This window comes from Vogesella oryzagri, from assembly GCF_040148885.1.
Lineage (GTDB): Bacteria > Pseudomonadota > Gammaproteobacteria > Burkholderiales > Chromobacteriaceae > Vogesella > Vogesella oryzagri.
Window position 1 is genome coordinate 16,931 of record NZ_JBEFLD010000011.1, and the last position, 14,032, is coordinate 30,962.

The following is a 14,032-nucleotide window of genomic DNA, read 5'->3' on the forward strand; positions in this document are numbered from 1 at the left end:
CGCTGCAAGGAGCTGCCATGTCGCCCCGTCTGAATGTACTCGCCCTGGCGCTGCTGCTGGGCGCCTGCGCCGCCACGCCGCCGAGCTTTACCTACATCCCGCTGCCGCAGCAGCCGGAGCTGGCCTCCGGCTACCAGGACAAACCGGGCTGGGCCACCCGCCATTACGCGGTGGCGGCGGCCAACCCGCTGGCCACCGATGCCGGCCGCCAGGTGCTGGCTGCCGGCGGCAGTGCGCTGGATGCCGCCATCGCGGTGCAGATGGTGCTGGGGCTGGTGGAGCCGCAGAGCAGCGGTATCGGCGGTGGTGCCTTCCTGCTGTACTACGACGGCAAGGTGGTGAGCGCCTACGACGGCCGCGAAACCGCGCCGGCCGCCGCCGACGAGCGCCTGTTTCTCACTGCCGAGGGCAAGCCGATGGAGTTCGACGCTGCAGTGGTGGGTGGGCGTTCGGTGGGCGTGCCAGGGGCGGTGGCGATGCTGGAAATGGCGCACCGCGAGCAGGGCAAGCTACCGTGGGCGGCGCTGTTCCAGCCGGCCATCCGTCTGGCGGAGCAGGGTTTTGCCGTCAGCCCGCGGCTGTTCACGCTGCTACAGTCGGAGCGCTACCTGAAGCAGGACCCGGTGGCGGCTGCCTACTTCTACCAGCCGGACGGCCAGCCGTGGCCGGTGGGGCATGTGCTGCAGAACCAGCCCTACGCCGAGGTGCTGCGCGCCATTGCCGCCCAGGGTAGCAAGGCACTGCTGCAGGGGCCGGTGGCGGAGGCCATCGTGGCCAAGGTGCGCGGCCATGCGGCCAACCCCGGGCGACTGACGCTGGCCGATCTGGCTGCCTACCGGCCGAAGAAACGCACCGCGCTGTGCAGCGACTACCGCGCACGGGAGCATGACTACCGGTTGTGTGGCTTCCCGCCGCCCAGCAGCGGCATGCTGGCTATCGGCCAGATCCTGGGCATGCTGAACGCCACGCCTGCCGCCGGCTTGCCGCTGCAGTCGGGGGCGGATGGCCGCCCGCTGCCGTCGCCGCAATGGCTGCATCTGTATACCGAGGCGGCGCGACTGGCGTTTGCCGACCGCGCCAAGTACGTCGGCGACCCTGACTTCGTCGCCGCGCCCGGCGGCAGCTGGCAGAGCATGCTGGCCCCCGGCTACCTGGCGGCGCGCGCCGGACTGATCGGCGAAACCAGCATGAAGACCGCGCAGCCCGGCCAGCCGGGCGTGTTGCAGACGGCGCTGGGCTTGGCCGCGCCGCAGCCGGAGTACGGCACCAGCCATATCAGCATCATCGACGCCGACGGCCACGCACTGAGCATGACCACCACGGTGGAGGCGCAGTTCGGCGCCCGGCAGATGGTGAACCCGTCCGGCCGCGGCGCGGGCGGTTTCCTGCTCAACAACCAGCTGACCGATTTCAACTTCGCGCCCAATGACGCCGCCGGCCTGCCCACCGCCAACCGCGTGCAGCCGGGCAAGCGCCCGCGCAGTTCGATGAGCCCGACGCTGGTGTTCGACAAAGCTAGTGGTCAGGTGCTGATCAGCGCCGGCAGCCCCGGTGGCGCGCTTATCATCCACTACACCGCCAAGACGCTGTACGCGATGCTCAACTGGGGCATGGACGCACAGCAGGCGATCAGCCTGCCCAACTTCGGCGCCAGCGGCGCGCCCACCCAGCTGGAACAGCGCCGCTTCCCGGCGGATACCGTGGCCTGGCTGCAGGCGCACGGTCACGAGGTGCGGGAAACCGAGATGACCAGCGGCCTGCAGGCGATAGGCCGCCGCGATGGTGGCTTCTTCGGCGGCGCCGACCCGCGCCGCGAAGGGGTGGTGATGGGCGACTGACGCTACCCGGCATGGCAAAGGCCCTTGCGCGGTGCAAGGGCTTGGTCATGGGGTGCCGCGCGGCTGCCGGTCTGCTGGCTGGCGCGCGCGGCGGGCAGGCGGCGAGGGCTCAGTCGTCCCACTCCGGCGCCAGCCCGTCCGGATTGACCTGGCGCTCGCCGCGCTCCAGCGCGTCGATGGCGGCCATGTCGTCGGCGCCCAGCTGCAGGCGGCTGGCGGCCAGGTTGCCTTGCAGGTTGTCGCGGCGGGTAGAGGAGGGAATCACCGCGTAACCATGTTGCAGCGCCCAGGCCAGCGTTACCTGCGCCGCGCTGGCGCCGAGACGGCCGGCAATGTTCTGGATCACCGGCTCCTGCAGCAGCTTGCCGTAGCCCAGGGTCATGTAGGAGGTGATGGCGATACCCTGCTGCTGCAGGAAGCTCACCAGCCGGCGGTTCTGCAGATAGGGGCTCAGCTCGATCTGGTTGGTGGCGATCTCACCGGCGCCCACTACCGCAATGGCGCGCCGGGTCAGGGCGATGTTGAAGTTGGAGATGCCGATCTGCCGCGTCAGCCCCTGCGCCTTGGCTTCGGCCAGCGCCGTCATGTACTCCTCCAGCGGCGTGGCGCCGCCCGGCGCCGGCCAGTGGATCAGCGTCAGGTCCACCACGTCGGTGCGCAGCTTGTCCAGGCTGGCGCGCAGGCTGGGAATCAGCTTGTCGGCGGCGTAGTTGGCGGTCCAGATCTTGGTGGTGAGGAACAGTTTGCTGCGCGCCACGCCGGATTCGGCAATCGCCTGGCCCACTTCGGCCTCGTTGTCGTAGATCTGCGCGGTGTCGACGGCGCGGTAGCCCAGTTGCAGTGCGCTGCGCACCGAATCGATAACGGTCTGGCCCTGCAGGCGGAAGGTGCCGACGCCGAATGCCGGAATGCTCATGCTGTGTCCTTGTGTGAATTGATAAGTCAAAAAGGTTGGCCGCAGACGGTGTCGGCGGCCTGATCGATCAATGTGCTGTCACCGGGCTGGCCGTACGGGCCAGTGGATCGTGTCCGGCGCGGCGGTCCAGCCGGCCCGACCAGGCGGTGAGCAGCCAGGCGGCCAGCACGATCAGCGCGCCGATCCACGGCGTGGCCATGATGCCGAGGCTGGCCACGATATGGCCGCCGGCCCAAGCGCCGAAGGCGATGCCCACGTTGAAGGCGGCGATGTTCAGGCCGGAGGCCACGTCCACCGCCTGCGGGGTGGCGCGCTCCGCCTGCTGCACCACGTACAGCTGCAGGCCGGCCACGTTGCCGAACGCCACCGCGCCCCACAGCAGCACGGTCAGTACCACCAGCCATTTCGACGCCGCGGTCAGCGTCAGCAACAGCAGCACCGCCGCCAGGCCGGCAAAGATGATCTGCAGCGCGCGCACCGGGCCGAGGCGGTCGGCCAGCCGGCCGCCCCACACATTGCCCACCGCCACGCTCAGGCCGTAGACCAGCATTACCAGGCTCACGGCCGAGGCGTGAAAGCCGCTGACCTGCTGCAGCATGGGCGCCAGGTAGGTAAAGGCGGTGAAGGAGCCGCCGTAGCCCAGCGCGGTCATGGCGTAGACCAGCAGCAGTCGCGGCTTGGCCAGTACCGCGAACTGGCTGCGCAGCGCGGCAGGCGCCGGGCGGGCGATATGGCGCGGCACCAGCAGCAGGCTGCCGACAAAGGCCACCACGCCCAGCAGCGATACCGCCAGGAAGGTGCTCTGCCAGCCGAACAGCTGGCCGATCCAGGTGCCCAGCGGCACGCCGCTGACCAGCGCCACGGTCAGGCCGGAGAACATCATGGCGATGGCGCTGGCGGCCTTCTCGCGCGGCACCAGACCGGTGGCAATGGTGGAGCCGATGGAGAAGAACACGCCGTGCGCCAGGCCGGTGAGGACGCGCGCCATGATCAGCGCCTGGTAGCCGGGGGCCTGCCACGCCACCAGGTTGCCGAGGGTGAACAGTGCCATCAGGCTCAGCAGCAGCGCCTTGCGCGGCATGCGGCCGCTGAGCGCGGTGAGCAGCGGCGCGCCCACCGCCACGCCCATGGCGTACAGGCTGACCAGCAGCCCGGCGGAAGGCAGCGACACCTGCAGGTCGGCGGCAATGGTGGGGATCAGACCGACAATCACGAATTCCGTGGTGCCGATGGCGAAGGCGCTCAGGGTTAGCGCCCAGAGGGCAAGAGGCATGGCTCGCTCCTGGAGTGAACAGTGGAAGAGGCGATTATCTGTGCTTGCGTTGCCGGGAAAAATGGTGGTAAATGGCAAAATCCTGTGACTGGAAATCAATAATGCTATCCAGCGATACCCTGAGCGTGTTTGTGACGGTGATTGAGGCCGGTTCGTTTACCGCCGCGGCCGAGCGGCTGCGGCTGACGCCGTCCGGCATCAGCCGCAGCATCGCCAAGCTGGAAAAGCAGCTGGGCGTGCGACTGATCACCCGCACCACGCGGCGGCTGGACCTTACCGAGGAAGGGCAGTGGCTGCTGGCCAACGCACGCGACATCCTGGCGCGGCTGACGGAAACCGCGCTCACCCTGCAATCGGCGGCGGAGCACCCGTCCGGGCTGTTGCGCGTCAATGCCGCCACCCCGGTGTTCAATCACCTGCTGGCACCGCTGCTGCCGGAATTCCAGCGCCGCTATCCGCGCATCCGCCTGGAGTTGGTGAGTGGCGAAGCCATCGTCGACCTGATCGAAGAACGCGCCGACGTGGCGATACGGGTGGGGCAGCTGCAGGATTCCACCCTCAGTGCGCGGCTGCTGTGCGAAAGCCGGCTGCGGCTGCTGGCGGCGCCGGGCTACCTGCAGCGCTGCGGCCAACCTGAGACGGTGGCGGAACTGGCCGGGCACAGCCTGCTGGGCTTTACCCAGCCTTCGTCGCTGAACATCTGGCCGCTGCGCCACGCCGGCGGCGACGGCTACCCGGTGGAAGCGGCGATCAGCACCTCCAACGGCGAGACGCTGCGTCACCTGGCGCTGAACGGCAGCGGCATCGCCAGTCTGTCGGATTTTCTGGTGGGGGAGGATGTGCGGGCCGGGCGGCTGGTGGAAGTGCTACAGCCGTACACCCTGGACTGGCGGCAGCCGATCTGGGCGGTGTACTACCGCCAGGGTTTTCTGGCGGCACGGGTATCGCACTTCGTCGCCTTTCTGGCCGAGCAGTTGCAGGGGCGGCTGCCGGGGTGAGCCAGCCCGCCGCGGCATGAACAATGCGGCCCCGCCGCGAGGCGGGAGCCGCATTGTCCTGTTGCCAGCGACCAAGGTTGGCCGCAAGCGTTTACGCCGCCCGGCGGCTGGCGCCGTGGCCTAGCGTACCGGCCTGGGCACCGGGTTCCGGGATCGGTTCGATGCGACCCAGCAGGAACATGAAGGCCGCCATGCCGATCAGCAGCATCACGCCGGCCACCAGGAAGGCATTGCTGAACGAGTGGGTGCTGCCGACGATGATGCCGGTAACGATGGGGGCGATGGCGCCCATCATGTTGTTGGCGAAGTTCATGATGCCGCCCACGGTGCCGGTGCCGCCCTGCGGCGCGATCAGCGACGGCAGCGACCAGCCCACCGGTGCGGCGGCGGCCAGACCGCTCAGCGCGATGGTGATCCAGATGATGGCGATGTACGGGTCCTGGGTGGTGGTGGTGCCGAACACTGCCAGCCCCAGTGTCATGCCGCCCAGCAGCACGCCCTTGCGCACGCGGGTTTCATCGTGGCCGCGGGCAATCAGGTGGTCGATCAGCCAGCCGCCCACCAGCAGGTCGGACAGGGTGGCGAAGATCCACGGAATGGCGGAGAACCAGGCCGATTTCAGGATGCTCATGTGCATGCTCTGCACCAGGTAACCCGGCAGCCAGGTCAGGAACAGGTAGAACACATAGCCATAGGCGGCAAAGCCGATCGACAGCCCCCACACCTTACGCTGGCGCAGCAGGTAGCCCAGCATCTGCAGCGAGCCGCCGCGGGCGCCGCCTTCCGGCGTGGCACCGCCGTCCACGATGTGGCGGTATTCCTCCGCCGACAGCTTCTGGTCCTGGCTCGGGTCGCGGTAGATGGCCCAGAAGGCGATGAAGTAGGCGACGCTGAGCACCGCGGTGAGGCCGAAGCCCCAGCGCCAGCCCAGGTGCACCACCGCCAGCGCCACCAGCGGCACGCCGATCACGTTGGAGAACTTGGCGGCGGCATCGAAGATCGCCGTGGCCATGGCGCGCTCACGGCGCGGGAACCAGTAGCCGGTGGCCTTGGAGCTGGCCGGGAAGCCCGGCGCCTCGGCCACGCCCAGCAGTGCGCGGGCGGCGAAGATGCCGCCAAAACCGCCGGCCAGCGCGGTGAGGGTGGCAGCCACGCCCCACAGGAACGCGCCCCAGCGGCCAACCTTGCTGACCCCGAAGCGGTCCAGAATCATGCCGGTGGGAATCTGCAGCAGCGCGTAGGTCCAGAAGAAGGCGCTGAACAGCAGCCCCAGGTCGCTGTTGTCGAGATGGAACTCGCTTTGCAGCTGCGGCGCGGCCACCGACAGGCTGATGCGGTCGAAGTAGTTCACCAGGATGCCGATGCCCAGCAGGGTACCGATCTGCCAGCGGCGGCCGCCGCGTGGTGTGCTTGCAGTCATGGATGTGTCTCCTCTGATTCTCTGGTTGTGTGTGTTGTTACTGCTGGCTTGACCGCAGGGAGAGGCGGTCGAGAATACGTTGTGTGATGGCGTCCGGTGCCTCGCCCACGTTCACGGTGAGCGCGTTTTCGTCGGCAGCCGGCGGCTCCAGATCGGCGAACTGGCTGGCCAGCAGGCTGATGGGCATGAAGTGGGCGCCGCGTTGCTGCATGCGTGGCGCGATCTGTTCCACGCTGCCGGCCAGGTGCACGAACAGGATGTCCGGATCGGCGCTGCGCAGGATGTCGCGGTAACGGCGCTTCAGCGCCGAGCAGGCCAGCACGCTGCCGCTGGCGTGGCCGGCGGCCAGCTGTGCCGCCAGGCTCTGCAGCCAGCCCTGGCGGTGCTGGTCATCCAGCGGCACACCGGCACTCATCAGTGCGATGTTTTCCGGCGGGTGGAAGCTGTCGCCTTCGATGAAGGCGGCGCCCAGTGCGGCGGCCAGCGCCTGACCGATGTGGCTCTTGCCGCAGCCGGCCACGCCCATGATCACGATATTGTTTGTTGTCATGTTAGCGCTAACATTAGTGGGGTAAAAAAAGTTGGCCGCAGCTCGGCCAACGCGATGGCGCAATGTTAGCGCTAACAAATTTTGCCGTGCAATGGCCGGCAAGCGATAAATTCGGACGGTGTGAATCAGCTGCTTTGTCGATGTTGCAGTGCAAAACCCAGGTCGATGCAGGCCGGCGCCGCCGTTTCACCGCGCAGCTGCGCCAGCAGTTGCTGCGCTGCAATGCGGCCAATGTCATGGCGAGGTGTGGCAATTGTGGTCAATGGCGGGGTGGTCCAGGCGGCGGGTGCCAGGTCGTTGAAGCCGGCCACCGCCAGTTGGCCGGGGACGGCGATACCGCGCTGCTGGCAGCGCGCCAGCAGGCCGATGGCCAGATCGTCGTTGCAGCAGAACACCGCGTCGCAGTCCGGCTGCGCCGCCAGCAGCGCATCCAGCATGTCGGCGCCCATCTGCATGCTGGACGGGTGCGGGTCCAGCAGCTCGCGTGCCGGTTGGTAGCAGCCGGCAGCGGCCAGTGCCGCACGGTAGCCGTCCAGGCGCTTTTGCACCCGCTCGTCCAGCTGCGCGCCGAGAAAGGCGATGCGGCGGCGGCCGCGCGCCAGCAGGTGCTCGCACATTGCCCGCCCGGCGTCCTCCTGCGAAAAGCCGACGCAGTCGCGGCCGTCGCTGGCCAGATCCATCATGTGCACCGCCGGCAGCTGGTGGCGCGCCAGCAGCTGGCAGAATTCCTCGCTTTGCGCCAGCCCGGTCAGCAGCAGGCCGTCCGGGCTGTGCTCCAGATAGGCGCGCAGCAGCTGCAGCTCCTGTCCGGCATCGTAGTGGGTGTTGCCGATCAGCATCTGGTAGCCGGCCGGCTGCAGCACTTCCTCGATGCCGGCCAGGGTGTCGATGAACACGGTGTTGCTCAGCGACGGAATCAGCACCAGCACGGTATGCGAGCGGGCGGATGCCAGATGGCGGGCGGCGCGGTTGGGGACGTAGCCCAGCTGTTCCACCACCGCCAGCACTTTCTGCCGCAGCGCCTCCGACACCTTGTCCGGCGTGTGCAGCACGCGCGACACGGTGATGGCGCTGACGCCGGCGGCCTGGCCGACATCGTGCAGGGTGACGCCGCTGCCGGCGCGGATTCGGGACTTTCTGGGCATGATGGATGCTTGCAGGCTGGAAACAGCGCCGATTCTAGCGCAGTGCCGGTGTTTGATCAGCGCCAGCCGCCTGATGCGCGCGTTGTTGGCTGGCAGCGGCTTGCGTACGCCGGGCCGCTGTCCGGGCGCTACCGATGACGGGCTGGTGGCGGCGTACGGCGTCCAGGGTTGGCCGCCGGATGGTTACACGCCTTCCACGTTGTTCTGCACGTCGCTTTCGGTCAGCACTTCCTGTGCCCACACCACCGCATCCATATAGAGGCCGGTGACCTGCTCCAGGCTGATGCGCTGCGCGGCGCACAGGCTGGCAATGCGCTCGCTGTCGTCGTTCTCGCAGGCCAGTGCCAGTTGCAGCGGCGCGGCGAACAGCCCTTTGTTGTTGAGCAGGGCATCGGCAATGGTGATCGGCAGGTCCAGCGGGGCCAGCGCCTCGGCCTGGCTGGTGTGCAGCAGAGCGCCCAGCATGGAGAACATGCCGGTAAGGAACAGGTGCTCGGCTTCCAGCCGGTTGCCATTCAGCAGCCCCAGCTGCTCCATGAAGCGGCCGCGGATCAGCGATTTTTCCATCAGCGTCACCGCGGCGCCGCTGTCGCTTTCCACGGTGAACAGCAGCAGCGACAGCCATTTGAACAGGTTGTCGCGGCCCAGCAGCATGATGCTTTCCTCGATGCTCTGCACCTTGCGCGCCAGGCCGTTTATCGGCGAGTTGACGTAGCGCAGCAGCTTGAACAGTAGCAGCGAGTCCAGCTTGAATTGCGCCTCGATGCTGGCCGGCGGCGCCTCGGCGCGCAGCAGGCGCATGATTTCCAGCACGCGGCCCTGGTTGGGTGCTTCCTTCTTGCTGCTTCTAGGCTGTGCCACGCCCAGGTAGGAGCCGTGGAACAGGGCGAAATGCTGGCTGCCCGGCGAGTGCTGGCACAGCGCCAGTTCTTCGGCCGAATTGATATTGCGCGCCAGCCAGCGCAGATGGCTGAAGCGCTGCGGCAGCTGCTCCAGCAGCGGGAACAGCGCGCGGGTGTTCGGTGCGGCAAAGTCCAGCACCAGGTAATCCATGCGCTGATACAGCGCCAGCGCGCTGGACCAGCTGCCAAAACGCGCCGGCTCGGTCGCAAAGCGCCAGCCGGCCTGCCGCAGCGTATCCAGTCGCGCCAGCAGTGCGTCATCCAGCACATCGCCTTCCTGTGCCTCCAGCACAAAGATGCAGCTGGCAAGCGGCAGGTCCTGCGCCGCCAGATCGTCCAGCGAGGCTAGCGACAAGTGGATAAAGGCGCGGCGGTAGGCCAGCAGGCGGAACACATTCATGTTGCGCAGGGTATTGAGCAGCAGCTGGTCGAAGGTGCGCTGGTGCGCCCGCGACGTGGCCTGACCGAGGCTGGCCTTGACCACGAATTCGTAGGCCACCACCCGTTGCGATTTGTCCTGCAGCGGCTGGTGGGCGACAAAGCCCAGCGATTGCACCTGATCCAGCGGTGCGGCGTTATCGGCGGCGGCAACAGCAGGAGCGGCAGCAGGGGCGGGCCTGGCTTCGGCAGCGGGGGCCGCCGGCTTGTCTTTGCCAAGCAGGCCGCCAAACAGTTTTTTCAGCATGAGTGTTTCCCGGTGCGGAGCTATGGCTGAGCTTTAGCATAAAAGCCGTGACCGCGCCACGCGCGCCGCCCCGGCGTTGCCGGCAAGGGGCGGCTACCGGATGGGGGCGCATGCTGCTGCGCAGGTGCGGCGTGGCCCGCTGCTACCGGTTTTTGCCGGCCACAATGCGCTGCGGCCAACCTTGTCACCAAGGTTGGCCGCAGCAGTTGGCGGTGCCGGCGTGCGTTACTTGACGGCTGCCTTGCTGAAATCCACGCGCCCGAATGGGTTGACCTGGTAGCCGCTGACATTGCTGCTGGTCAGCGTGGCGGCGGTGGGGTGGGCCAACGGCAGCCACAACGCCTGCTCCTTGATGATCTGCTGCGCACGGGCGTAGTTGGCGGCGCGCAGTTTCGGGTTGGCCACATGGCGCGCATCGGTGATCAGCTTGTCCAGTGTCGGGTCGCAGTAGCGGGCGAAGTTGGTGCCGGACTGCACTGCGGCGCAGCTGAATTGCGGGGTGAGGAAGTTGTCGGCATCGCCGTTGTCACCGGCCCAGCCCATGAACAGCAGGTCGTGCTCGCCGGCTTTGCCGCGCTTGATCAGCTCGCCCCATTCCAGCACCTTGATCTCGGCCTTGATGCCCACCTTGGCCAGGTCGGCCTGCAGCACTTCGGCACCGGCTTTCGGGTTCGGGTTCAGCGTGCTGCCGGTGGGGCGCACCCAGATGGTGGTGTCAAAGCCGTTGCCGTAACCGGCCTCGGCCAGCAGTTTTTTGGCGCGGGCGATGTCCTGCGGGTAGTCCTTGATCGCCTTGTTGTAGCCGAAGGTGGACGGCGGGAACGGGTTGTTGGCCGCCACTGCGCTGCCAACAAACACCACCTTCAGGTAGTTGGCCTTGTCGAATGCCAGGTTCACCGCCTGGCGCACGCGCTTGTCGTCAAATGGCTTGTGCTGGCTGTTCAGCGCCACGAAGGCGGTGGAGAACATCGGCGTGCTCAGCACTTTCACCCGTGCATCGCCGGCGACATCGTTGATGTCCTGCGGCTTGGGGCTGAGCGCAATCTGGCACTCGCCAGCCTTCAGCTTTTGTGCGCGTACCGCGCTGTCCGGGGTGATGGCGTAGATCAGCCGCTCTGTCGGCGGCTTGCCGCCAAAGTAAGTCGGGTTGGCCGCATAGCGCACCGCGCTGTCCTTGGCCAGGCTCTGGAACACGAACGGCCCGGTGCCGACCGGCTGGCTGTTGAGCTGCTCGAAGTTGCCGGCCTTGGCCAGCTGCTCGGCGTATTCGGCGGAATAAATGCTGGCAAAGCCCATGGTCAGCAGCGGCAGCAGGGTGGCGTCCGGCTGGTTCAGCTCGAAGCGCACGGTGCGGGCATCCACTTTCACCACCGCCTTGATCAGCTTGTCCAGCTGGAACGACTTGGCGTGCGGGTAGCCGGTGGGGGCGGTCTTGTACCACGGGTGTGCCGGGTCCAGCATGCGCTGGAAGCTGAACACCACGTCGTCGGCGTTGAGTGGGCGGCTGGGTTTGAACCAGGCGGTCTTGTGGAAGCTGACGCCGGGGCGCAGGGTGAAGGTGATGGCCTGGCCGTCGTCGGCCACTTTCCAGCTGCTGGCCAGGCTGGGCACCACTTTGCCGGCGCGGGCGTCGTAGTCCACCAGGCGGTTGAAGATCACATCGGCGCTGGCGTTGGTGGTGGTCAGCGAGTTGTAGCGCACCACGTCGAAGCCTTCCGGGCTGGCTTCGGTGCACACGGTCAGGGGTTTGGCGTAGGCGGTGGTGCCGCAGGCCAGCGCGGCGGCCAGCAGGGTCAGTCGGGTGCGCATGTAATCTCTCCACAAGGCAAAACGGCGCAGGGCTGCGCCGTTACGGTGTCAATGGCTGAAACAATGGCGCAAGCATAACCCGATTGCCGGACGGGCGGCCAAGCAAAAAATCCGCTAAGCATATGCCGCTTTCGTCAAAGGGCCGGTCTAGCCGTAGCGCTGCAGCAAGGGGGTAGCGGTCTTGTGCAACAGTGCCGACAGCGTGGCCAGCGCCAGCTGCTGGCGCTTGCTCAGATGACGGGCGTACACCGCGCTGTACTCCAGCTGTGGCTCGCCGCCGCGATGACGCTTGAACGAGCCGGCGCCGGCGCTGTAGTGCAGCCGCAGGCCGCGCTGGCGTGCCTCGCGCAGCAACAGTGCCATCAGTCTGCGGTATAGACCAAGCGCCGCCGGCAGGCGGGTGTCGTAGCCCAGCATCGGCGTGGTCAGCCAGCCGTGGCGCGCGTACAGGCCGATGCAGCCCACCACATTGCCGCCCAGCTCCAGCGCGTACAGCTCCAGAAAGCGCTGCTCGTGGCACAGGCGGAAAAAGCGGCTGCTGAAATCCGGGTTCAGCGCCGAGTGCTTGTCGATGAACAGGTCACGAAAGCAGTACTGCAGCTGCGGCAGCTGTTCGACACGGATGTCGTCCGGCCCCAGCAGGCGCAGGTCGGCTTGATCCAGCAAGGCCTGGTCGCGCTTCACATTGCTGCGCCGCCACAGCGCCGGCGTCTGCGGGTCGCACAGGTAGACCAGCCGTGCCGGCAGCAGGGTCCAGCCCTGATCCGTCAACCGTTGCGGCAGCCCCGGGTTGGCCGCGGCGCAGACATTGCGCAGCAGCAGCGGCTGTTCCGGCTGCTGCGCCAGCAGGCTGTCGCGCAGCTCCACCAGGTCGGACGGCTGCCAGTCCGGCTGCAGATTGGTGGACAGCAGCCAGTTGCCCGGCAGCAGCGCGCTATCCAGCCGCGCGGCGCTGATCAAGCCGGACAGCGGCGATGCGGCCAACGTGGCCAGCGCCTGCACGCGGCTGCCATGCCGCCGTGCCTCGGCCTGCGGATAGCGTAGCCAGGCCGAGCGCGGGCTGGCCACGTAGCTGTCCTGCGCGGAAAACTGCGCCAGCTGCGTCACCGGCAGCGGGCCGTGCCGGCTGGTGCAGACGCCGATCTGGCATGGCGCATTGCTTACCCAGTGCTGGCCGCCGTGGCGCTGCGCCAGCTGCAGCCAGCTGGCGTGCGCGTCCAGTTGCAGCGGCTGATGCAGCCGGATCATGTGCGCTTGCTGTACACGTGCACGCCGCCGTAGATGGCGGAGCGGTCGCGGGCATGCAGGCTGCGGTTGGTGGCCGCGTCGGTGTGCCAGCAGGCCATCAGCTGCGGCGCCAGCCGGCCTTCCAGTGGCGAACGGCTGCCGCCGGTGCGGAACACCACGCGCGCGCCCGGCGCGGCGGTGCGGGTGATCTGCCGCCACAGCGCGTTGAGCTGGGCATCGTCCATCCAGTCCTGCGCATCCAGCAGCAGGTAGCCATCCAGCGATTGCGGTGCGCAGCCATCCAGAAAGTCGGTCAGCGAGCCGTGGTGGCTGAGCAGCCGCGACAGGTTGTGGCGGATGGTTTCGTAGTGTCGCGACTGCAGGTACATCGGCAGCGCATCCTGCTGCGTCAGGTCGTAGCGGCGGGCAAACGCCTGCTGCGCAAACGGGTTGCCTGCCAGCGGAAAATCGCAGGCCAGCCGCTGCAGCCGCTCATGGAACAGCGTGGCCAGATCGCCGCCGGCATCGGCGCGCAGCGCGGCGAACTGCGCCGGCGGAATGCCCATGCTGTACAGCAGGCTCTCGCGGCGGGCCAGGAAACGCAGCAGCGGATGGCGGAACACCGGCGCCAGGTGGCGCTGGAACAGCTCGCGCTGCTCTTGCAGGTTGGCCGCATCGGCGATCTTGCCGAGGTTGCCGCCCAGCAGCCGCGTCATCACATGGCCAAAGCCGATGAAGCGCCCCAGCAGACCGTGGCGGTAGCCGTGGCGCGCAAACTGCTGGTAGCGCTGGCGGCCGCGCCAATCCTTGCCTTCCCAGTACTGCCGCGCCGCCACCGGCAGCTGCGGCGCCACGTAGCGGCGAAAGCGCTGCGGGTTGTGCTTGCGGTCGGCGCTGCCGAGAAAGTCCAGCAGCGTCTGGTAATCGGGGAGGGTGGCGAAGGCGGTTTTCTTCAGCGCCAGCATCGCCAGATGGCTGTGGTTCAGATCCACGGCGTGCACCACCGCCGGCTGCTGGCTGAGGTAGGCCAGCGCATTGCAGCCGCCGGAGGCGATGGTGAGCAGGCGTGCGCCCGGCTGCAGCTGCAGCGCCTCGATGTCGATCTGCGGGTCTTCCCAGATCTGGGCATACACCAGCTGGCTGAACCAGCGCGCAAACAGCCGGTCGCCCAGCGCTTTCAGCCCGGTGGTGGTGGAATTGTTGACGGCTTGGTGAACCAGGGTATGCGTGCCCATGCTGACTCCCGCGGTGGCGTTTGTCGCATGGTGC

At 67.6% G+C, this 14,032-nt stretch carries 11 protein-coding genes; 2 read left to right on the plus strand and 9 right to left on the minus strand.

All coding sequences use genetic code 11. The features are described 5' to 3' along the window. Positions 1 to 17: 17 nt before the first annotated feature. Complete coding sequence (locus ABNW52_RS17685) at positions 18 to 1,838, plus strand: gamma-glutamyltransferase family protein (RefSeq protein WP_349590750.1); 1,821 nt, start codon at positions 18 to 20, stop codon at positions 1,836 to 1,838. A 109-nt stretch (positions 1,839 to 1,947) separates the two neighbouring features. Here ABNW52_RS17685 and dkgB read toward each other — a convergent pair whose 3' ends face one another. Then, a complete protein-coding gene (gene dkgB, locus ABNW52_RS17690) occupies positions 1,948 to 2,754 on the minus strand; it encodes a 2,5-didehydrogluconate reductase DkgB (protein ID WP_349590753.1) in 807 nt (268 codons plus the stop codon). Positions 2,755 to 2,821: 67 nt separating this feature from the next. Next, complete coding sequence (locus ABNW52_RS17695; protein WP_349590755.1) at positions 2,822 to 4,027, minus strand: MFS transporter; 1,206 nt, start codon at positions 4,025 to 4,027, stop codon at positions 2,822 to 2,824. Positions 4,028 to 4,128: 101 nt separating this feature from the next. Here ABNW52_RS17695 and ABNW52_RS17700 point away from each other — a divergent pair, with 101 nt between their 5' ends. Beyond that, a complete protein-coding gene (locus ABNW52_RS17700) occupies positions 4,129 to 5,025 on the plus strand; it encodes a LysR family transcriptional regulator (RefSeq protein ID WP_349590758.1) in 897 nt (298 codons plus the stop codon). 91 nt (positions 5,026 to 5,116) lie between these two features. Here the strand turns inward: ABNW52_RS17700 and ABNW52_RS17705 are convergent, their stop codons facing one another. From ABNW52_RS17705 to ABNW52_RS17735, 7 genes are all read right to left on the minus strand, one after another. Continuing rightward, positions 5,117 to 6,445: an MFS transporter gene (locus tag ABNW52_RS17705; RefSeq protein WP_349590761.1), complete on the minus strand. Its 1,329-nt coding sequence runs from the start codon at positions 6,443 to 6,445 to the stop codon at positions 5,117 to 5,119. Between the two features lie 37 nt (positions 6,446 to 6,482). Further along, positions 6,483 to 6,995: a gluconokinase gene (locus ABNW52_RS17710; RefSeq protein WP_349590764.1), complete on the minus strand. Its 513-nt coding sequence runs from the start codon at positions 6,993 to 6,995 to the stop codon at positions 6,483 to 6,485. 125 nt (positions 6,996 to 7,120) lie between these two features. Continuing rightward, positions 7,121 to 8,140 (minus strand): HTH-type transcriptional regulator GntR, encoded by a 1,020-nt coding sequence (gntR, locus tag ABNW52_RS17715; RefSeq protein ID WP_349590767.1) that lies wholly within the window; start codon positions 8,138 to 8,140, stop codon positions 7,121 to 7,123. Positions 8,141 to 8,323: 183 nt separating this feature from the next. Then, positions 8,324 to 9,727, minus strand: coding sequence for an EAL and HDOD domain-containing protein (locus tag ABNW52_RS17720; RefSeq protein WP_349590770.1), 1,404 nt, complete (start codon positions 9,725 to 9,727; stop codon positions 8,324 to 8,326). Positions 9,728 to 9,952: 225 nt separating this feature from the next. Next, entirely contained in the window at positions 9,953 to 11,536 is a 1,584-nt protein-coding gene (locus ABNW52_RS17725) for an ABC transporter substrate-binding protein (protein WP_349590772.1), read from the minus strand. Between the two features lie 147 nt (positions 11,537 to 11,683). Then, entirely contained in the window at positions 11,684 to 12,784 is a 1,101-nt protein-coding gene (locus tag ABNW52_RS17730) for a GNAT family N-acetyltransferase (RefSeq protein WP_349590775.1), read from the minus strand. Further along, a complete protein-coding gene (locus ABNW52_RS17735; RefSeq protein ID WP_349590778.1) occupies positions 12,781 to 13,998 on the minus strand; it encodes a BtaA family protein in 1,218 nt (405 codons plus the stop codon). Before ABNW52_RS17735 ends, ABNW52_RS17730 begins: the two co-directional genes overlap by 4 nt. Positions 13,999 to 14,032 lie beyond the last annotated feature (34 nt).

Excerpts from the sequence above, each read along its gene's own strand:
- ABNW52_RS17725 (WP_349590772.1), bottom strand. The coding sequence starts at position 11,536 with ATGCGCACCCGACTGACCCTGCTGGCCGCCGCGCTGGCCTGCGGCACC.
- ABNW52_RS17705 (WP_349590761.1), bottom strand. The coding sequence starts at position 6,445 with ATGACTGCAAGCACACCACGCGGCGGCCGCCGCTGGCAGATCGGTACC.
- ABNW52_RS17700 (WP_349590758.1), top strand. The coding sequence starts at position 4,129 with ATGCTATCCAGCGATACCCTGAGCGTGTTTGTGACGGTGATTGAGGCC.
- ABNW52_RS17710 (WP_349590764.1), bottom strand. The coding sequence starts at position 6,995 with ATGACAACAAACAATATCGTGATCATGGGCGTGGCCGGCTGCGGCAAG.
- ABNW52_RS17735 (WP_349590778.1), bottom strand. The coding sequence starts at position 13,998 with ATGGGCACGCATACCCTGGTTCACCAAGCCGTCAACAATTCCACCACC.
- ABNW52_RS17730 (WP_349590775.1), bottom strand. The coding sequence starts at position 12,784 with ATGATCCGGCTGCATCAGCCGCTGCAACTGGACGCGCACGCCAGCTGG.
- gntR (WP_349590767.1), bottom strand. The coding sequence starts at position 8,140 with ATGCCCAGAAAGTCCCGAATCCGCGCCGGCAGCGGCGTCACCCTGCAC.
- ABNW52_RS17720 (WP_349590770.1), bottom strand. The coding sequence starts at position 9,727 with ATGCTGAAAAAACTGTTTGGCGGCCTGCTTGGCAAAGACAAGCCGGCG.
- ABNW52_RS17695 (WP_349590755.1), bottom strand. The coding sequence starts at position 4,027 with ATGCCTCTTGCCCTCTGGGCGCTAACCCTGAGCGCCTTCGCCATCGGC.
- dkgB (WP_349590753.1), bottom strand. The coding sequence starts at position 2,754 with ATGAGCATTCCGGCATTCGGCGTCGGCACCTTCCGCCTGCAGGGCCAG.
- ABNW52_RS17685 (WP_349590750.1), top strand. The coding sequence starts at position 18 with ATGTCGCCCCGTCTGAATGTACTCGCCCTGGCGCTGCTGCTGGGCGCC.